This window comes from Streptomyces cyaneofuscatus, from assembly GCF_000718135.1.
GTDB classification, from domain to species: Bacteria; Actinomycetota; Actinomycetes; order Streptomycetales; family Streptomycetaceae; genus Streptomyces; species Streptomyces cyaneofuscatus.
The window spans coordinates 12709-32107 of the sequence record NZ_JOEM01000031.1 but is presented as its reverse complement, the minus strand read 5'-3'; the positions used below and the strand labels follow the sequence as shown (position 1 = coordinate 32107).

The window sequence follows — 19399 nt, the reverse complement described above, 5'->3', positions numbered from 1 at the left end:
GGGCAGTCGAACGCTCAGTCCCCCCGTACGGAAGGTGCCGGTCCCGTGTCCCGTACGCAGTGGTGCTGCCTGACGGCGCTGCTCGTGATCGTGATGGGACTGCTGGGCGGACCGGTGGGCGCGGCTCCTTCTTATGCTGACGCGTCACCCTCTGAGGGCGTCGCGGTCACTGTGGGGGAAGCCGCCGTGACGGTGACCGCGGCGGTAGCCGCTCCGGCGGCCCCCGTCGTGGAGGCCTTCGACGCGGGCACCCCGGTCCCCGGCTGCGGGCGGCCCGGCGACCACGACAGCGAGCCCGCCGTCCCCACCCGGGCCCGCGCCGCGTACGACCAGGCCCCCGGCCTCGCGCCCTGGGGGCTGCCCGCCGCGACGGGCGCCCTGCCGGCCGAGCCGCCGTCGGGGATACGGGTCCGGGCCCCGGTGCCGGCCACACCGACCCCCGTCGAGCTCTCCGTGCTGCGGGTGTAGGCCGGGCCACCCGCCCGACCCGCACCTTTTCCCTTCCTTCCGCACCACCAGCACGGAGTGCCGCATGCCCACGCCCAAGAAGTCCACGTCCGGGTCGAAGAAGCCCCTCGTCTACGGCGCCGTGATCGTCGTCGCCGCCGGTCTCCTCGGCTTCGCCTCCTACAAGGCCACCGCCCCCGACAGCTCCTCGACGGACACCTCCACCGCCCCCGCCGCCGAGGTCTCCGCCGACCCGCAGGCGGGCATCTACCCCGAGCTGGCGAAGCTGGCCCGCCGCGACACCGGCGACAAGCTGGCGGTCGGCCGCGCGGACGCGCCCGTCGTCCTGATCGAGTACGCCGACTTCAAGTGCGGCTACTGCGGCAAGTTCGCCCGGGACACCGAGCCCGAGCTGATCAAGGAGTACGTGGAGGACGGGACCCTGCGCATCGAGTGGCGCAACTTCCCGATCTTCGGCGAGGAGTCCGAGAACGCCGCTCGTGGCGCCTGGGCCGCCGGGCAGCAGGACCGCTTCTGGGAGTTCCACGCGGCCGCCTACGCCGAAGGGGCGAAGGAGAAGGGGTTCGGCAAGGACCGGGTCAAGGCCCTCGCACAGGAGGCCGGGGTCAAGGACCTGGCCCGGTTCATGAAGGACCTGGACGGCGAGGCCGCCCGCGCCGCCGTCGCGGAGGACCAGGAGCAGGCGTACGGGATCGGCGCCACGTCCACCCCGTCGTTCCTGATCAACGGCCGCCCGATCGCGGGGGCGCAGCCGAAGGAGACGTTCACCCGGGCCATCGAGACGGCGGCGGAGCAGGCGAAGACCGCCGCAGGGGCAGGCGCCATTGAGGGCACGGCCGAGGGCTCCGCCAAGTGAGCCCGGACATCGGCTACTTCGCGGCCTTCCTCGGCGGGTTGCTCGCCCTGGTCAGCCCGTGCAGCGCGCTGCTGCTCCCGGCCTTCTTCGCGTACTCCATCGACTCCGCCTCGCGCCTGCTCGCCCGTACCGGCATCTTCTACGCCGGGCTCGCCACCACCCTCGTCCCGCTCGGCGCCGCCGGTTCGTACGCGGGACGGCTCTTCTACGGGCACCGCGACGCCCTGGTGGCGGGCGCGGGCTGGCTGATCATCGTGCTCGGCGCCGCGCAGATCGTCGGCCTCGGCTTCTCCTCGCGCCGCATGGCCGCGCTCAGCGGCCGCATCCGCCCGACCACCGCCTTCTCCGTCTACGCCCTGGGCGCGGTCTACGGCCTCGCGGGCTTCTGCGCGGGCCCGATCCTCGGCAGCGTCCTGACCGTGGCGGCGGTCAGCGGCAGCCCGGTCTACGGCGGGCTGCTGCTGGCGGTCTACGCGCTCGGGATGGCGGTCCCCCTCTTCGTACTCGCCCTGCTCTGGGAGCGGTTCGACCTGGGCCGCCGCACCTGGCTGCGCGGCCGGACCGTTCAGCTCGGCGGCCGGTTCCGGCTGCACACGACCTCGCTGCTCTCGGGCCTGTTCTTCATCGGCCTGGGCGCGCTCTTCCTCGTCTACGACGGGACGACCGCGCTGCCGGGCCTGCTCGGGGTCGACGCCTCGTTCGCGGTGGAGCAGTGGGCGCAGAAGCTCGGCGAGCGGGTGTCGGACGCGGTGCTGCTGGGGGCCGTGGTGCTGGTGGTGCTGCTGGTTCTCGGCGTACGGGCCTGGCGGCGGCGCGAGCCGGCGGCGAAGGAGGCCGGGGAGGCCGGGGAGGGGTGAGAACGGCGAAGGCCCCGTCCAGGGGCGGGGGCCTTCGAGAGGCGGCCTGAGGCGGCTCGGCCGGCCTCTCGGCTACAGCCAGCCGCGCTTCGCGGCGTGCAGGCCCGCCTGGAAGCGGCTGGCTGCATCCAGCCGTTCCATCAGGCTGGACATCATGCGGCGGACCGTGCGCAGGGAGACGCCGAGCTTGCGGGCCGCGGTCTCGTCCGTCTCTCCCGCCGCGCTGATCTGGAGGAGGGCACGCTCGGTAGGGGTGCAGCCGTTGAGGTCCGTCGGCGGCTGTTCGCCGAAGGGGGTTCCCTGCTGCCAGACCTGTTCGAACAGTGCGTACAAGGCGTTCACCGCGCCGAGCGTGCGGATCTCCAGTGCGCCGGCTCGGGGGTCGGCCGGGTCGAGCGGCACGATGGCGGCTTTGCGGTCGACGAGGACCATCTGGATCGGGACCGTGGGAACGGTGCGCATGTGGCCGCCGTGCTCCGTCAGCCACCGTGCGTACCCAAGGGTGTCGGCGTCGTTGCGGACACTCTCACGGCACACCGCCCGGATCGTGACGCCGCGTCTGAGCGCCTCCTCGTTCAGAGGGGTGGCGGCCTGCCGGGCATCGGGACGGTGGGCGCCGCCCGGGTTGAGGGACAGGCATTCGAGCTCGGTGTCCCGCTGGAGCACTTCCAGCCGGGCCCGCACCGCGTCCAGGCCCTCCAGCCTCAGGGCGCTGTCGTGGTCGTGGCCGTGGGGATGGTCGTGCTCTGCCGCGATCGTGGCGATCGCGGCACGGGTGGACTCGACCCGGGCCTGCTGAGTGCTCACCTGGGCCTCGGCGTTGGCCAGAAGAGCGGTCAGTCCGACCGTGGGGCTGACCGGCCGCAGGAGACCCGCCTCCTGGGCGGACGGTTTGAGCAGTTCCAGGGACGCCAGCTCATCAAGGGCCTCACACACCGCGCCTTGGGACAGGCCGGTGTCCGAGGCCAGGGCGGCGATGCCGTGGCGAGGCCAGCGCAGCATGGCCCGATACACACTCTCCGACCGCTGAGACAACCCCAAAACCTGCAGCATGAGTGACCTCCTGGTGACCATCCCTGACCGCGCGGACGTCAATTGTTGTTCAGTTCAGCTATCTTTTCAGGATGAAGTTTTGATCATGGCTGGGTTTCGATGTCGATCGGCTGAATTTACGCCCCCGGGGCGTCGCCGCGCATGGTGGAAAGACAGTCGATCTTCCTCTCGGGAAAGGCAGTCGGAGCAGCCGCGCTCTCACCTGTCCCGAAGCTGCCAGTCACCTTGCTGTCTCCACCGCACTCGTGACATCGCCGCACCGCGTGGGCAAGCTTTACCCATCGAACGCACCACCCCAAAAGGCGTGAATGCGAAGAAAAGCGTAAAGCCCCTAATTCTGCAAACGGTTGGAGTCTGCCATGCCTCGGATCGCCGTACTGCTGCTTGCGCCCGCTGTCCTGCTCGTCGCCGCCGGCGCGGGCATCACTCCTCCCGCGGACCGGGATGTGCCGGTTCCCCAGCACGTCGTCGCCGACGGGTTCGGCTGGAACGCGCCCGCGGACGGCAGCCCGGCCTGATCCCTCGTCCGGGCATGGCAGCTGGAAGTCATAACGGAGGCCGCCATGCACATGATCGCGTTACGACTGGACGTCCCCCCGGGAGAGTACGTCGCCCCGGCTGATGTCGCCGCATTGATCCGGGTTCATTTCGTACCCGACGATCGCATCGAACACTTATGGGCCCACTCCGCCACGGGCAGTGTCGACCTGGCGTTCTTCCTTCTCACGGATATCGAGGCCGAGGCCCTGCTCAGCGCCCGTGCGGCATGTCAGCGGGCCATCGAGCGCACGCCCAGGTTCACGCACTGGCGATTACGCGACAGCTGAGCCCGGCCTCCCCCTGTTCGGCACCACCCTTTCGGCCCCTTCGCCGTTCTCGGCCCGGTGGGCCGCTGCTCGGCCATCTCCTCCCGCACCTTGCCCCACCGGCGCTGCCGCCGCGGGGTGAGCGTCCCTGTGCGACCCGGAGCCAGGGCCCCCTCGCGAGTATCCCCATGACGTCTGGAGCTATGAGCCTTGAACACCTCACCGACCGATCACGGCTCCGTCCTGGAGCTGTTCGCCGCCAGGACCCGGGCCCGGCCGGATGCCCCTGCGGTGGTCTCCGGTACGCAGATGCTGACGTATGCCGAGTTGGAGGCCCGGGCCGACGCGGTGGCCTGGCTGCTGAAGGACGCCGGCGTCGGCCAGGACGTTCCCGTCGTGGTCCGCGTCGACCGCTCGCCGAACATGGCGGTGGCGCTGCTCGGGGTGCTGAAGGCCGGGGGCGTCTATGTGCCCCTCGACCCGAAGTACCCCTCGGAGCGGAACAAGTTCGTCCTGGAGGACACGGGAGCACCGGTGGTGCTGACCACGCGGGAGCTGGCCTCCGGGCCGGCGGACGGCCGGGCCCGGACCGTCCTCCTCGACGAGCCCGGCCCGGACGCGGCCCGTACGGACAGCCCGCCGACCCCGAGGCCGCAGGATCTCGCGTACGTCATCTACACGTCGGGTTCGACCGGGAGGCCGAAGGGGGTGATGGTCGACCACACCAGCCTGGCCGGCCACCTCGCCGCGATCACGGAGGCGTTCGGCTACCGCGAGGACGACCGGACCCTCGTCTCGGTGAGCGCCGCGTTCGACGTGTCCATCGAGCAGATGCTCGCACCGCTCGTCCGCGGGGCCACCGCCGTCATCCAGCCCGATGACGTGGTGGCGCCCAAGGACGTGATCCGGTACGTGCACGAGCACTCCGTCACCGTCCTCAACATGACGCCGGTCTATCTGGACGCGGTCGTACGGGAGGGCACCGGCCTGGAGACCGTCCGGCTGGTCGTCTCGGGCGGCGACGTGATCAGGTCCGGCATCGTGCGGGCAGCCCGCACCAGCCTCGCGGGAAAGCGCGTGCTCAACGTCTACGGTCCGACCGAGACGACCATCACCGCCATGGTCCAGGAGCTGAGTGAGGTCGCCGAGGGCGATCCCGTTCCCATCGGCCGGCCGGTGTCCCGTACCCGGGTTCATCTGGTGGGCGAGGACGGGGCGGAGGTCGGACCTGGCGAGGTGGGGGAGATCCTCATCGGCGGGGACCGGGTCGCCCGCGGCTATCTCAACCGGCCGGCGCTGACCGAGAAGCAGTTCGTGCCGGATCGCTTCGGGCCACCCGGCGGACGGCTCTACCGGACCGGAGACCTCGCCCGGAGGCTGCCCGGCGGCTCACTGGAATTCGTCGGGCGCTTCGACGACCAGGTGAAGATCCGCGGGTTCCGGATCACGCTGGGTGAAGTCGAGTCCGCGCTGGCTTCGCTGCGGGGGGTTGCCGGTGCGGTGGTCGTGGCCCGCCCCGATGCCACGGGCGAGCTACGGTTGACCGGGTATGTGACGAGGACCGCGGAGGCCGACGGGACCACCGAACCGCGCAAGGCGCTCCAGGCTGTGCTGCCGGCTCACCTGGTGCCCGCGGCCGTCGTCGAGCTGGACGCCTTCCCCATGACGCCGAACGGCAAGGTCGACCGGAGCGCCCTGCCCGAGCCGGTCGCGGTGAACGGCTCCCCGGCATCCGCCACCGAGCCGGCGAACCGGGCCGAAGCCCTGCTGGCGGGGATCTGGGCCGAAGTCCTGCGGGTCGACAGCGTGGGCACGCACGACAGCTTCTTCGATCTCGGCGGACACTCCCTGCTGGCGTTCCAGCTCGCTTCCCGGGTGAGCGCCGCCACCGCGAAGGACATACCGCTCAGGCTGGTCTTCGAACACCCGACGGTCGCCGGCATGGCGGCCGTGATCGGCTCACTCCAGGAGGCCGTGGCCGGCGCTTCGGCGCCGACACGGTGCGAGGGGCGGACCGAGGGGCCGCTCTCGGCCGGGCAGGAGCGGCTGTGGATCGTCCAGAGCCTCGACCCCGAGGGCTACCAGTACAACGTGCCGTCCCTCTGGCACCTTTCGGGTGAGGTGGACGCCGCGGCGCTCGCAGCGGCGTTCAACGCTCTGGTCCGGCGGCACGAGATCCTGCGTACGTGGTTCGTCGCCGGCGAGGACGGCCCCCGCCAGGTCGTCGCGCCGGCGGAGGCGAACGGGTTCCGGCTGACCCGGGAATCCGTCGAGTTCAGCGCGGACGGTATCCCCGAACAGGTCCGTGCCTTCGCCGAGGAACCGTTCGACCTCGGTACGGCACCGCTCGTACGGGCCGGTCTCTTCGAAGACCCCCGGCGTGCCGGCGAGGCGCTGCTCCTGTTGGTCTTCCACCACATCGCCGTCGACGGCAGCTCGCTCCCCACCGTGCTCCGCGATCTGGAAGCCCTGTACCGGCAGGCGGCCGGTGAGCCGCAGGGCGGACTCGCGGACGTCCCTCTCCAGTTCCTCGACTTCGCCGTGTGGGCCGAGCGGCAGTCGGTCGAGGAGGCGGATCTCCATCTGGCCTACTGGCGCGAGCGGTTGAAGGACCTGCCCGCCCTGGAGCTGCCGGCCGACCGGCCGAGGCCCCCCTACTGGTCCGGCCACGGCGCGTCGGTCGAGTTCGCGCTGCCGACGAGTGTGGCTCTCGGTCTGCGGAGCCTCGGAGGACAGGAGAACGCGAGCTCGTTCATGGTCCTGCTGGCCGCCTTCAAGGTCGTGCTGGCCCGCTGGAGCGGGCAGGACGACATCGCGGTGGGGGCGGCGACGAACGGACGCTCCCTTCCCGAGCTGGAGCAGCTGGTCGGATTTCTGACCGACACCGTGGTGCTGCGCTCCGCGGTTTCCGCGGAGCGGACCTTCCGCGACGTACTGGGAGACGTGCGGGCGGCCACTCTCGGTGCGATGAAGCACAACTCGGTCTCCTACGGCCACGTCGTCGACACGCTGCGGCCCGAACGGAGGCTGGACCGGAACCCTGTCTTCCAGGTGTTCTTCTCCTACGAGACGGAGAGCGACCTGCCGCGCTGGGAGCTGCCACGCGCCGAGGTGACGCACCGGGACTGGCCGATGTCCTCGTCCAAGTTCGACCTGGACCTGACCTGCGTCGAGTCGGAGGGGCAGCTCCGCTGCTCGGTCATCTACGCCACCGACCTCTTCGAGGCAGCTTCCGCCGAGCGGTTCTCCCGCGATTTCCAGTCCCTCCTCCGGCACCTGGTGAGCGGCGGCGGACCCGACGCGGCCCTCGCCGAATGGCAGCCCTCCCCGCCGGTCGACCTGTGACGACAAGAAAGGACGTCGACTGATGCACACCAAGGCAGCCGTCATCGCCGCCGAAGCGCTCGTCCGGGACGGGATCAAGTCCATGCTGTCGATCGACCGCACGGTCAGTGTGGTGGGTGAGTCGGCGCATTTCGCCGACATATCGCAGGTGCGACGACGGGTGGACCCGGACCTGTTCATCATCGACGCCTCCGGACTCGGGCCCGGCGGCGAAGTCCGGACGCGGTGGATTCGATCGCTCGTCGACATGGCGGACAGGCCCCTCGTGCTGCTCGCCGACGACGGCGTCCAGCCCGACATGGAACTGCTCAGGCTGGGGGCCTGCGTCCTCAAGCGCTCACGCATGAGCTCCGCCGATCTGGTCTCCTCGGTCAGAATGCTGGCCATCGGCTATCTCCCCGTGGAGCGCGGTCTCGCGCAGCAACTCGCTAACCGGGCGCTGGAGGAAAGGGCGGGTGAGGCGCCGCACGTGCGCCTCCTGACGCCGCGGGAGCGGGAAGTCTTCCACCTTCTGGCCCGCGGCAAGTCCAACATGGAGATCGCCGCCTCGCTCACGCTGGCCAACTCGACGGTGAAGACGCATGTGCAGGGAATTCTCAAGAAGCTCGGTCTGACCAGCCGGGTCGAGGTGGTGATGCTCGCCCACCGTCAGGGCCGCCGGCCGGCACCGTCCGCGGTGCTCAGGCAGCGCGTCCGCGGAAGAACCGCCGCCTGAGCCGAGGCGCCGCCCCGATACGCCAGGACCACGGTCCGGCGTATCGGGGCGGCGCCCGCGTTCAACCGGAGAGGCGACGACGGGCGGGGCCCGTACTCACGAGGCCGGCACCCGCAGCTCCGGGACCGGCCGGATCACCTCGTGGGGGACGCGCGCCTGTGGGGACGGCAGGGTGACCGCCGTGACCGCCTGCAACGGCTCCGACATCAGCAGGTCGAGTGCCTCCTCCACGTCATCGGTGGCACAGACGAGGTTGCGGTCCTCGACGGTCATGAAGCCCTCCCGCATCACGGTGTCGAGAAAGTCCAGGAGCGAGTCGAAGTAGCCCTTCGTGTTGAGGAGGACCAACCGCTTGCGGTGCATGCCGAGCTGGTTCCAGGTCGCCACCTCCATGAACTCGTCCAGGGTCCCGAATCCACCGGGCAGGACCGCGAAGGCGCTGGAGAGCCGGTACATCAGCGCCTTGCGCTCGTGCATGCTCTGCACGACGAAGATCTGCCCCGGCGCCTTCTGGGACCGCTCCCGTTCGTGGAGGTCGTGCGGGACCACCCCCGTGACGGCAGCGCCGTGGGCCAGCGCCGCTCCGGCCACCGCCCCCATCACGCCGACGCCGCCGGCGCCGTAGACCAGCCCGCAGCCGCGGCGGCCCAGAGCCGCACCGAAGTCCTCGGCGAGGGCGGCGTACGCGGGATCTCTGCCGGGACGCGCGCCGCAGAACGTGGCGATGACTGGGGTGTGTTGACGCATGGTCTGCATAGGAATCTCCGATCAGAGCGTGCGGGAGGTAAACGTCGTGCGCGCGGGACCACACACATCAGCGACGGGGGCGTCGGTCAGAGCTTCAGCACCGTGCGCAGCAGCACTTCGGCACCGGCGACCAGGTCGTCGGGGGCGGTGCGTTCAACGGGCACATGGCTGACGCCGTCGATGCTCGGCACGAAGATCATTCCGACCGGAGCGATATCGGCCACCACCTGGGCGTCGTGTCCCGCGCCGCTCGGCAGCGTCTCCTGGGCGAATCCGAGCTCGGCCGCCGACGCCGCGATGGTGTCCCGGACCTTCGGATCCGTGTGCACGGGAGCGCTGCGTACGGTGGACTCGATCGTGGCCCGTACGTTCCCGGCGCGGGCCAGGTCGGCGAGGGTCTGGCGCACGGTGTGCTCGGCCACGTCGAGCCGGGTGGGGTCGCTGTCCCGGAGGTCGATGTCGAGCCGTACCGAATCCGGGATGGTGTTGGGGGAGTTCGGCAGGACCTCCACCCGCCCGACGGTGGCGACCCGGCACAGGTTCTCCCGCGTCGCCATGGTCTGGACGGCCTGGATCAGGCCCGCCGCCACGACGAGCGGGTCCTGGCGCCCATCCATGGGAGTGGTGCCCGCGTGGCCCGCTCTGCCGTGCAGCTGTACGGACATGTGGATGCGCCCGGTGATGGATTCGACCACACCGATGGTCCTGCCCAGCCGTTCGAGGACGGGGCCCTGCTCCACGTGGAGTTCCAGGTAGGCGGTGAGGGAGCCGGGCGCCCAGGTGGCGGTCTTCAGCTGGGACAGATCGCCGCCGGCCCTGGCCAGGGCGTCCCGCAGGGGCCTGCCGGCGTAGTCCTCCGGCTCACTGGGCAGCGCGTCCAGCCGTCCCGCGAGCACCATGGAGCCCCAGAACGGCTGCGGGAAGAGAGCGCCCTCCTCGTTCGCGAAGCCGACGGCGATGGTCTCGTGGTCCGATTCGACGCCCGCTTCGTGCAGGGTCTGCAGCACTTCCAGCGCGGCGATGACCCCGTAGGCGCCGTCCAGCCGGCCGCCGTTGGCGACCGTGTCGAGGTGCGAACCGATGAGGACGGGGGGCCGGGTGGAGTGCCGGTGGTCGCCGGGGCGCCGTATGAGCAGGTTCCCGCCGGCATCGACCGATGCGGTCAGCCCGGCCTCCACCGCCTGCCGGGCCACATGGGCCCGCCCTTCCACATCGGCGTCGCTGAAGCCCATCCGGGTGACGCCGCCGTCCTCGCCGCCGATCTCGGCCAGGCGGTCGAGACGGTCGAGCAGCCGGGTGCCGTCGATCCGGAGGGACGTGCTGGAGGGGGACTTGGCTTCAACAGCCGGAGAATCAGGCATCGTTACCATCCGTCGCGGCGATCGGACTCCGGGGGCGGGTGCCCGCCCGGGAGAGGGGAGGGGTCGGGACGTGCTGGGGCCGGTCGTACGGGGAGGCCGCGTGCTCAGCTGACGACATGTCCGCCCCCGCTGCGCCGGGCCCGGGACCGGCGGCTGTCGGTGTGGATGAACACGCGGTGCAGCCAGCGGTCGTTGCCGTCGTACCGGGGCGTGAACGGCGTGCGGCCGTGCAGGGCCACGCGGTTGTCGACGATCGCCAGGTCGCCCGGGGCGAAGTAGACGGTGTCGACGACTGCTTCGAGAGCCTCGCGGAGGGCGGCCATGGCCCCGGTGGCGCCCGCGTCCAGGGGCGTCGTGGCGTGGAAGTCCACCTGGGCGTCCGGATCCTCGGGCGCACCGGAGAGGACCCCGTGCGCCACCGCGTCGCCCGCTCCGTTGAACGACGGCGGCGGGTCGGTCCTGAAGCGGGGCTCGGCGAGGACCTCCCGCTGCTCGGCCGAGAGGAGCCGGACCGCCCGCCGCAGCGACGCGACGCGCAGCCCGGCTTCCCCGTCGAGGTCCTGGCGCAGGCAGGACAGGGCGACGAAGTCGGGCCGGTGGGGGTGGAACGCGTTCTCGGTGTGCATTTCCAGGTCGACGGACCCGGCGTTGCTCTGCTTCCGCTCCTCACCCGGTACCGGCACCACGTTCTGCACCAGGGCGCCGTGCTTCTCGCCTTCGAAGCCGACCACTTCACCCAGCACCATGGTGCAGAGCACGATCGCCGACGCCGGCACGGTGGCCGTCCGTTCGACGGAATCCCGCTGGGTGGGGGTGGGAGGCAGGGGCCCGACCGGCAGGCCGTGGATCCGCAGCACGCCCGCCTGGCCGGAGTCGGCGGAGAAGTTCCGCAGGGCTGTCCGCAGGGCGGTCGGGAGCGCGCAGGAGAGGTCACGTGCCGCAGCCAGCCAACGGGGCTCGTCCAGCAGGCCCGGTGCCGTCTCCGTCAGGAGCTCCGCGAGGCGCTTGAGCTCCCGCCGGACGTCGAGGTCGAGGTGGATCGAATCCTTTTCGAGGTTGGTGACGAGGGGGCTGATTTCCATCATTTCCAGCTCCGATATGCGATTCGGGAGGACATCAGAGGGCCGCCACGGAACGGGCCACGGTGGCGGTGTTGGGGGCCTTCACGGCCGCGTAGTGATCGCCGGCCAGCGAGAGGGCCGTCGTGTCGCCGGTGCACAGCCGCAGCCACTGCCGACGGGCCGCCGAGGCCCGTTCGTCCTCGGCCGCGTCGCCGGCGCTGAAGATCAGGGTGCGGCCCGGCTGGGGAAGCGGCCGGTACTCCCCGAGTGCGCGCCAGTTGGCGGCGAAGACCTCGAAGAGCCGCAGCTCCTCACCGGTGGTGGCGTCCGCCGGGATGAGCTGTGCGTCGCGCATCCGCGTCACCAGTTCCCGGCGCCGGTCCGCCGACGGCATCGCCGCCAGCTTTTCCGCGCTGAGGGCCATGTCGACCTCGTGCAGCCGGTCGAGGAAGGTCAGGTAGGCCGCGATGACCTCCGGTTCCTCCTCCTCGCCGGTGCTGACGGCACCCGGCAGGAGCGGGGGCGGGAAGGCCGGGTCGATCATGGCGAGCAGTTCGACCTGCTCGCCGGCCTCGGCGCTCTGCCGGGCCATCTCGTACGCCACCAAGCCGCCGAACGACCAGCCGATCAGCCGCAACGGCCCCTCGGGCTGCGCCTCTCGGACGACCGCCAGATGGGCCGCGGCGATGTCGGCGACGTCGGTGAGGGGGTGCTCGCCGGGCTCGATGCCGACCGACTGGAGACCGTGGACCGGGCCGTCGCCGGGCAGGGACCGCGCCAGGTCGAGGTAGCAGAACGCGGTGCCTCCGACGGGCGCGACGCAGAACGTGGGGCGTCCGGTGCCGAGCCGCAGGGGGACGAGCGTCCGGGGCTGCCGGGGGCGGCGGGCGACCAGGGAAGCGGCCTGGGCCGCCACGGTGGAGGCGTCCAGCAGACTGGCCATGGGAAGGTCGATGCCCAGCTCCTTCCTGATCGTCGAGATGAGGCGCACGCCGAGCAGGGAGTTCCCGCCGGCTTCGAAGAAGTCGTCCTCGATACCGATGGAGCGGTTCGGCAGGACCCGCTCCCAGATGTGCAGCAGATCCAGCTCCGTCCGGCTGCGCGGAGCCGACTGCGGGCCGGCCGGCGCCGCGGAGGGTGCGGGCAGCGCCGCCTGGTCGAGCTTCCCGTTGTGCGAGAGGGGGAAGGCGGCCATGAGGATCAGCGCACTCGGCACCAGCGCCGGGGGCAGCTGCTCCTGGCAGCGGCGCCGGACGTCCGCGACGAGCTCCTCGGCGTTCGTCCAGGTGGCCTCCGCCGTTGCGTCCTGTGGCTCGGGGGCGGCGTCGGCGGTGTCCACCAGCTGCCGCCGTACCGGTGCCGCGGTCACGGCGTCCGGCACCACGTACGCCAGCAGCCGCTTCCCGCCGCCGGTACCGTCCACCACCACGACGGCGTCCCGGACCGCGGGGTGCTCGACCAGGACCGACTCGATCTGGCCGGGTTCGATACGTACGCCGTGCAGCTTCACCTGCCGGTCGACGCGGCCCAGGAAGTCGATGACGCCGTCCGGGGACATCCTCGCCAGGTCGCCGGTCCGGTACATGCGCTCGCCCGGGAGACCCAGGGGCGCCGGAACGAACCGGTCCGCGGTCAGCGCCGGGGCGGCGTTGTACCCGCGGCCCATCAGGTCGCCGCCCAGGCAGAGTTCACCCACCGCGCCGCTCGGCACCGGATTCAGATCGCTGTCGCAGACGAGAGCCCAACTGCGCCCGATGGGACGGCCGATGGGCACGGTGGTCCGGCCGTCGTCCGCCTCGCACTCCCAGGCGGTGGCGATGATCGCTGTCTCGGCCGGGCCGTAGTGGTTGTGCAGCCGGATCCACGGAAGCTCCCGCATCGCCCGCTGCTGCAGCTCGACCGGCAGTGCCTCGCCGGCGGGCACGATGTGGCGCAGGCTGCCGCACCGGCGCGCGACCTCGGGCGTGTCCAGGAAGATCGCGAGTATCGAGGGGACGGGGTGGATCACCGTGATCCGCTCGTCCGCCACCAGGTCGGCGAGATAGTGCGTGTCCCGGTGGCCACCGGGCTGGGCGAGTACCAGCCGGCTGCCCACGGTGAGCGGCCTGAAGATCTCCCACAGCGATACGTCGAAGCTGATCGGGACCGTCTGCAGCACCGCGTCGTCGGGCCCGAGAGGGATGCGCTCCTGGCCCCACCTCAGTGTGTTGAGCAGCCCGCGGTGCGTGTTCTCCACGCCCTTGGGCCGTCCCGTCGACCCGGAGGTGTAGATCATGTAGGCGAGCTGGTCACCCCCGTGCCAGTTGACCGGCACAGGCCCGTCGTCCCCCGCCGGCATGTCCGGTTCGGTGTCCAGGCAGACGGCCGGGATCCCGATGTCACCGAGTTCGGGCAGCCACGCCTCCTCGGTGACCAGTACGGCGGGCGCCGCCTGAGCCAGCAACGTGCGTCGCCAGTCCTGCGGATACTCAGGATCGACGGGGAGGACGACACCACCGGACTTCAGTACGGCCAGGTAGGCGACGACGAGGTCGACGGAGCGCTCCAGGTGGACGGCGACCACCGCTTCGGCCCCGATTCCGGCCGCCGTCAGGCGGTGTGCGAGCCGGTCGGCACGGGTGTTCAGCTCCCCGTAGGTCAGTCGGTCCTCGCCGCAGACCACGGCGACGGCGTCCGGTGTGCGAGCGACCTGCCGTTCCACGACTCCGTGGACGGACATCTCCTCGGCGGGGGTGGTGGCGGGTGCGGGCGCCCGCTCGCCGAGCGCCGCCGCCGACTCCGGCCCGTACGCGATGGAGCGGTACGTCCGCGGGGTCAGCACTTCGTGGGTGGCACCGTCCGGGTCGGCTGCCATCGCCTCCAGGACCGTGCGGTAGAGGGTGCCCAGCAGGGCCTGGGCGTGCGGGCCGGCGTCCCCCGGCCGGCTGTAGACCGTCAGCCGGCCGGTCTGCGCGACAGCCATGAGCCGGAACTCGTTCGGGCTCTCGTCGACGACCGCGTCGTCGTCGATGAGATTCCAGTCGAGGACATGGAAGTCCAGGTACACGAAGGCGACGTCGACCATGCGGGCATGCCGGCTGCCCTCCTGGATCTCGCCGAGCGGATACCGGCGGTGCGGCCACATCTCGACCTCGGTGTCGCGCACCTGCTCGACCAGTTGCCGCCAGGTACGGGCGCCGCGGCGGAAGGGGAAGGGCACCGTGTTGACGTACAGGCCCGGAACGCGGTCCGCGCCCTCGGCCTCCGGGCGGGTGTCACACACCAGGCCGGTGGAGAACGCCTGATCCGGGGTGATCATGCTCATCACCGCCAGATGGGCCGCCAGCATGACGTTCTTCAGCGACGCGTCCGCTGCCCGGGCCAGCCCGGACAGGCCGTCCTGCAGGTCGTCGTACGGCGTGACCAGCTGCTTGACGGGTCCTGAGCCGTCGCCCCAGGCCGAAGGCAGCTCCAGCTTGGCGTGGTTCGCGACCACGTCGCGCCAGTAGCTCGCGTGCGCCGGATCGCGGAGATCCTTGCGCTCGAGCGCGATGAAGTCGGCGTACCGGATCTGGGGCAGGGGCTTGGGCACGTACTCCGTGGCGTCGTGCAGGGCGTGGTACCGGTCGAACACCTCGGAGAGGAGTACGTGGAAGCTCCAGCCTTCGAGGATCGGATGGAACTCGGTGAAGGTGACCCACCACTGGTCCTCGCACATATGAGTGAAGTACCGGAACAGCGGTGCCGCGCTCAGGTCGAACCGGTGGCCGCGCTCCGCGGCCATGTAGGCGCGTACCTCTTCCCGCTGCGCCTCCGGTGACAGCCCGCGGACATCCGCGAACCCGACGGGCAGGTGCGCTTCGCTGTGCACGAGCTGGAGCGGCTCACCGTAGGTGGTGAGGTCCATCGTCGTCCGCAGGACCTCGTGCCGGGCGACGGTGGCGTCGATGGCCGCCTGCAGGAGTTCGTGGCGGTAGGGCCGGCCGTCGCGGACCAGGTAGCAGGTGACGTTGTGGTAGTTGCCCTCGCTGCCCGAGGACTCCATCTCCAGGATCATCCCGAGCTGGATGCGGGACAGCGGGTACGCGTCCGTCACTCCGTCGGGTATCCGTGCCCGGTCGGCCGGATCGAGCATCTCGAAGGGCTGTACCACGGGGGCGTCGACGCTCTGCGCGGAGCGGGGGCCGAGTATCCGCGCGAACGCCTCGACGGTGCGGTGCTCGAAGACGTCCTGCACGGTGACGGCGTAGCCCTCTCTCCGCAGGGCGCCCACCACGGCCACCGCGCGCACCGAGTCCCCGCCGATCAGGAAGAAGCTGTCGCGGACCCCGAACTCGGTGGCGCCCAGCACGGTGCGCCAGGCCGCCGCGATCTTCTCCTCCGCGTCGGAGCGGGGAGCCACCAGGTCGGTGCTGACGCCACGGGACGCCCGGTCGGGAGCCGGCAGCGCATCGGTGTCGATCTTCCCGACGTCGGTCAGCGGGAGTGAGTCCAGGACGACGATCGCCGACGGCACCATGTACTCGGGCAGACGCTCACCGACGAAGGCGCGGAGGGCGGCCTGGTCGGGGGCGGCCGTCGCTACGGCGGGCACCACGTAGCCGACCAGCTCGGGCCGGCCGCCATCGGTCTGCCGGGCCGTGACGTGGGCGGTCCGTACGGCGGGATGGGCGGCCATGGTGCTCTCGACCTCGGCCGGCTCCACCCGGTAGCCGCGGATCTTCACCTGCTTGTCGACCCGGCCCACGAAGTTCACGTCCCCGTCCGGCCGGACGGCCGCGAGGTCGCCGGTGCGGTAGAGCCGCGCGCCCGGTTCGGTGGAGAACGGGTCGGGCAGGTATCTCTCCGCCGTCAGGCGGGGCTTGTCCAGGTAGCCGCGGGTGACCCCGGTCCCGCCGATGCAGACCTCGCCGACGACACCGAAGGGCACCGGGCGCAGGTGCTCGTCGAGGACGTACATCGTGGTGCCGGGGATGGCGGTGCCGATCGATACGAGTTCCGTGCCGACCGGCCGCTCGATGCGGCAGCCGGAGTTGCCGACCGTGATCTCGGTGGGTCCGTACTCGGCGGCTACGCTTCCGGGGCCGGCATCGGCGAGCCAGCTGTTGGCCAGTGTGCCGGTGAAGCGGTCTCCCGCCGCGATGACCAGGCCGGCGAGTGACCTGCGCTGGGCCGGATCGAGCTGTTCGGCCAGCAGTTCGAGGTGCCCTGGGGCCATCTTCACGAAGCTCAGCGGCGCGCATTCCAGGAGCCGCGCGCCCAGCTCCGCGGGTTCGCCGTCCGGCAGCAGATGGACCGGGCGGCCGCGCAGGAGCGAGGTGTAGAGGTTCGGGACGCCCAGGTCGAAGGCGGCGGAGGAGAAGAGCGCGGTTCCGCCGGGAGCCCGCAGGTAGGTGTCGACCGTCCACCACAGGTAGTTCATCAGCCCGTGGTGGGTGACCATGACTCCCTTGGGCAGTCCGGTCGTCCCCGAGGTGTAGATGATGTAGGCGAGGGAGTCGGGGGCGACGGGGAGGGCCGGGTCGTCGGCCGCCCGCGCTCCGATCACCTCGGCGTCGCTGTCGACCAGGACGACGGTACGTCCGTCCAGGCCCTGGCCGAGGGAGCCGGCGCCGGCTTCGTCGGTCACCACGACCTGGGCACCGGCATCGCTGAGGATGTACCCGCGCCGCGTGGCGGAGTCGCCGGGGTCCAGTGGGGCGTACGCGGCGCCGGCCTTGAGGACCGCGAGGAGCGCTATGACGAGACGTGCGTCCCTGGGGAGGTGGACGCCGACGACCGAGCCCGGTTCGACACCGAGGCTCCGCAGGTGCTGGGCGAGGCGGTTCGCCTCGGCGTCCAGCTCGCCGAAGGTCAGGCTCGTGTCGCCGGACAGGACGGCCGGCGACAGCGGCGCGGTCCGGGCCTGTTCGGCGATCAGCTCGTGCAGGGCGCCCCGGGGCCGGTCCGCGGTACCGCCGTCCGCCGTGGCGAGCAGCTTCGCCAGCTCCTGCTCGGTGATGTACCGCAGTTCGGACAGCCGCTGGTCAGGGCTGTCCGTGGCGCTCTCCAGGAGCTGGAAGTAGTTGTCGACGAACCGTCGCACGGTGTCCGGTTCGAACAGTGCCGTCGAGTATTCGAGGGCGCCGGACATGGTGCCGTCGGCCTCGGAGTCGATCTGCAGGGTCAGGTCGAGCTTGGAGCTCTCGCTGAGGGTGGGGATGCGAACGGTCTCGACCCCCGGAAGCGCGATCCCGTCCGGGTCTCCGTCCCCGTAGCTGAACATCACCTGGGCCAGCGGCGGCGTGGAGAGGTCCCGGTCCGGCGCCAGCTCGTTGACGAGCACGTCGAAGGGGACCTGTGCGTGCTCCACCGCGTCGAGGAACCGCGACTTGTTGCTTCGTACGAGGTCGGAGAAGGCGGGGTCCTCGGACCAGGCGGTGCGGATGACGATCGTGTTGACGAAGCATCCGATCAGCTCCTGCGTCGCCCTCTCGTCCCGGCCCGCCACGGGGATGCCGACCGCGATGTCCCGCCGGCCGGTGTAGCGGCTCAGGAGTACCTGGAAGGCGGTCAGCAGCACGAGGAACGGAGTGGTGTCGTGCTCTGCCGCGGCCGCCCGGACCGCCTTCGCGACCGTCGGGGGGACGGTGATCGGAAGTGACGTACCCGCCGATGACCGCACTGCCTGGCGCGGGCGGTCCGTGGGCAGTTCCAGGGGCGGCATGCCGGAGAGCTGCCGCTTCCAGAACGCGAGGGACTCCGCCAGAGTGCCGTCGAGAAGCTGCGTACGCTGCCGCTCGGCGTAGTCGGCGTACTGCGTCGGCAGCGGCGTGAACTCCGCGCCGCCGTCACCCGTTTCGGCCCGGTAGGCGTGGGCGAGGTCGCGCCAGAGAATCGGCTCCGACCAGGCGTCGAAGGCGATGTGATGGATCGACACCACCAGGTAGTGATCGTCGTCCGCCACCGTGACCAGGCCCGCACGGGCCACCCGGCCTTCGGCCAGGGCCATCGGGGAGCGGGCCAGACGCCGCACCAGTTCCTGGGCGCGGCTCTCCCGGTCTCCGGCGGCCGTCGCACGGAGATCGCTGTGGACCAGCTCGCTCTCCGGGCTGCCGGTCACCTCCTGTACGGGCTCGTCCCTCTCCATGCGGTAGCGGGTCCGCAGCACCTCGTGGCGCTCCAGGACGCGCGCCCAGGCCCGCCGCAGGGCCGAGGCGTCCACCGCTCCGCGCAGTCGCAGAACCATGGGGACGTGGTACTCGCCGCTGTCCGGGTCGATCGAGTCGAGAAACCAGAGTCGGCGCTGGCTGGGCGACAGCGGCACGGACCTGCCCGGGCCGGCCGCGGACTCGGCCGGTGCCGTGGGCGTGGTCCGGGCGGGGAGCGGCGTGAGGACCGCCGAAGTTCCGGTTCCCTCGAGCCGGCTCCTCAGGATGTGGTCTCGGAGGGCCTGGATGTCTTCGGCCATTCTTTCCTCACTCCTTACGCGTCGCCAGTGCGACGACTTCGGCGTCCGAGAGGCCGGACACGTCGCTGCGAACCTTGGTTTCGACAACCTGTGCCAGATCTCGGACAGTTGGAAACTCGAAGATGGTTCTCAAGGAAAGCTGGACCCGATAGCGGGCCGAAATTCGGGCGATCACCTTGGCGCCCATGATGGAAGTTCCGCCGATGCGGAAGAAACTGCAGGTGACATCTACCGGATCGTCCGTGGCGAGCACATCCCGGAAGATCTCGCCGACAACTTCTTCGACGTCGGTGGCGGGAAGGGCCAACTTTTTCTGTTCCTCCGTGGACGACATGCCTGCCTCGGTCGTCACGCCGTAGCTCCTTCCATGCGCTTCCGCAGGCTGAGCGGACGCATGTCGGTCCACACCTCGGAGATGTGGGAGAGGCATTCTTCCCGGCTTCCGCTGAAGCCGGCGCCGTCCCATCCGGACGGCAGCGGTCGATGGGACCACCAGATCGAGTACTGCTCTTCGTGGTTCACCACCACGGTGAACTCGTGCGCAACGGACATGGCCACTCCATGAATTCTCTGAGCGAGACACTGGAAAGAGACCCGCGTTTTTCGGCTGGTCGAACGATTCGCCTAGAACGTAGCTTCCGAGCAATCCGGATTGCCATCCACCACCGGGTTGAACCGATCTGGAACTTCATCCTCGCGGG

At 70.8% G+C, this 19399-nt stretch carries 14 protein-coding genes; 7 read left to right on the top strand and 7 right to left on the bottom strand.

The window, feature by feature from the left end; translation table 11 throughout:
* Window positions 1-45 precede the first annotated feature (45 nt).
* From IF17_RS0133570 to IF17_RS0133560, 3 genes are all read left to right on the top strand, one after another.
* Window positions 46-468: a hypothetical protein gene (locus IF17_RS0133570; RefSeq protein WP_030574470.1), complete on the top strand. Its 423-nt coding sequence runs from the start codon at window positions 46-48 to the stop codon at window positions 466-468.
* 64 nt (window positions 469-532) lie between these two features.
* Window positions 533-1324 (top strand): DsbA family protein, encoded by a 792-nt coding sequence (locus tag IF17_RS0133565; RefSeq protein WP_030574467.1) that lies wholly within the window; start codon window positions 533-535, stop codon window positions 1322-1324.
* Window positions 1321-2181, top strand: a complete 861-nt coding sequence (locus IF17_RS0133560; RefSeq protein ID WP_030574463.1) for a cytochrome c biogenesis CcdA family protein — start codon at window positions 1321-1323, stop codon at window positions 2179-2181. Before IF17_RS0133565 ends, IF17_RS0133560 begins: the two co-directional genes overlap by 4 nt.
* Window positions 2182-2253: 72 nt before the next feature.
* Here IF17_RS0133560 and IF17_RS0133555 read toward each other — a convergent pair whose 3' ends face one another.
* The gene (locus IF17_RS0133555) at window positions 2254-3183 is read right to left on the bottom strand and encodes a helix-turn-helix domain-containing protein (RefSeq protein ID WP_237667136.1); all 930 of its coding nucleotides are present in this window, start codon (window positions 3181-3183) and stop codon (window positions 2254-2256) included.
* 410 nt (window positions 3184-3593) lie between these two features.
* Between IF17_RS0133555 and IF17_RS1000000139115 the strand changes: the two genes are divergently transcribed.
* The 4 genes from IF17_RS1000000139115 to IF17_RS0133535 all read left to right on the top strand — a co-directional run bounded on the left by IF17_RS1000000139115 (window position 3594) and on the right by IF17_RS0133535 (window position 8100).
* Window positions 3594-3752 carry a hypothetical protein gene (locus tag IF17_RS1000000139115; RefSeq protein ID WP_157851192.1) on the top strand — a complete coding sequence of 53 codons (159 nt, stop codon included), beginning with the start codon at window positions 3594-3596 and terminating at the stop codon, window positions 3750-3752.
* Window positions 3753-3797: 45 nt separating this feature from the next.
* Window positions 3798-4061 carry a hypothetical protein gene (locus IF17_RS0133545; RefSeq protein ID WP_030574457.1) on the top strand — a complete coding sequence of 88 codons (264 nt, stop codon included), beginning with the start codon at window positions 3798-3800 and terminating at the stop codon, window positions 4059-4061.
* Between the two features lie 189 nt (window positions 4062-4250).
* Window positions 4251-7385: a non-ribosomal peptide synthetase gene (locus tag IF17_RS0133540; RefSeq protein WP_051884195.1), complete on the top strand. Its 3135-nt coding sequence runs from the start codon at window positions 4251-4253 to the stop codon at window positions 7383-7385.
* A gap of 22 nt (window positions 7386-7407) precedes the next feature.
* Window positions 7408-8100: a LuxR C-terminal-related transcriptional regulator gene (locus IF17_RS0133535; RefSeq protein ID WP_030574451.1), complete on the top strand. Its 693-nt coding sequence runs from the start codon at window positions 7408-7410 to the stop codon at window positions 8098-8100.
* Between the two features lie 96 nt (window positions 8101-8196).
* Here IF17_RS0133535 and IF17_RS0133530 read toward each other — a convergent pair whose 3' ends face one another.
* From IF17_RS0133530 to IF17_RS0133505, 6 genes are all read right to left on the bottom strand, one after another.
* Window positions 8197-8856 carry an LOG family protein gene (locus IF17_RS0133530; protein ID WP_063830254.1) on the bottom strand — a complete coding sequence of 220 codons (660 nt, stop codon included), beginning with the start codon at window positions 8854-8856 and terminating at the stop codon, window positions 8197-8199.
* Window positions 8857-8933: 77 nt separating this feature from the next.
* Window positions 8934-10208 (bottom strand): M20 family metallo-hydrolase, encoded by a 1275-nt coding sequence (locus tag IF17_RS0133525; protein WP_030574446.1) that lies wholly within the window; start codon window positions 10206-10208, stop codon window positions 8934-8936.
* 104 nt (window positions 10209-10312) lie between these two features.
* On the bottom strand, window positions 10313-11293 hold the full coding sequence (locus IF17_RS0133520) for a TauD/TfdA family dioxygenase (protein WP_237667379.1): 981 nt from the start codon (window positions 11291-11293) through the stop codon (window positions 10313-10315).
* Window positions 11294-11324: 31 nt separating this feature from the next.
* Window positions 11325-18698: an amino acid adenylation domain-containing protein gene (locus IF17_RS0133515; protein WP_030574440.1), complete on the bottom strand. Its 7374-nt coding sequence runs from the start codon at window positions 18696-18698 to the stop codon at window positions 11325-11327.
* Between the two features lie 7 nt (window positions 18699-18705).
* Window positions 18706-19050: a phosphopantetheine-binding protein gene (locus tag IF17_RS0133510; protein ID WP_203612147.1), complete on the bottom strand. Its 345-nt coding sequence runs from the start codon at window positions 19048-19050 to the stop codon at window positions 18706-18708.
* Window positions 19047-19250 carry an MbtH family protein gene (locus IF17_RS0133505; RefSeq protein WP_030574435.1) on the bottom strand — a complete coding sequence of 68 codons (204 nt, stop codon included), beginning with the start codon at window positions 19248-19250 and terminating at the stop codon, window positions 19047-19049. Before IF17_RS0133505 ends, IF17_RS0133510 begins: the two co-directional genes overlap by 4 nt.
* Between the last annotated feature and the right edge of the window lie 149 nt (window positions 19251-19399).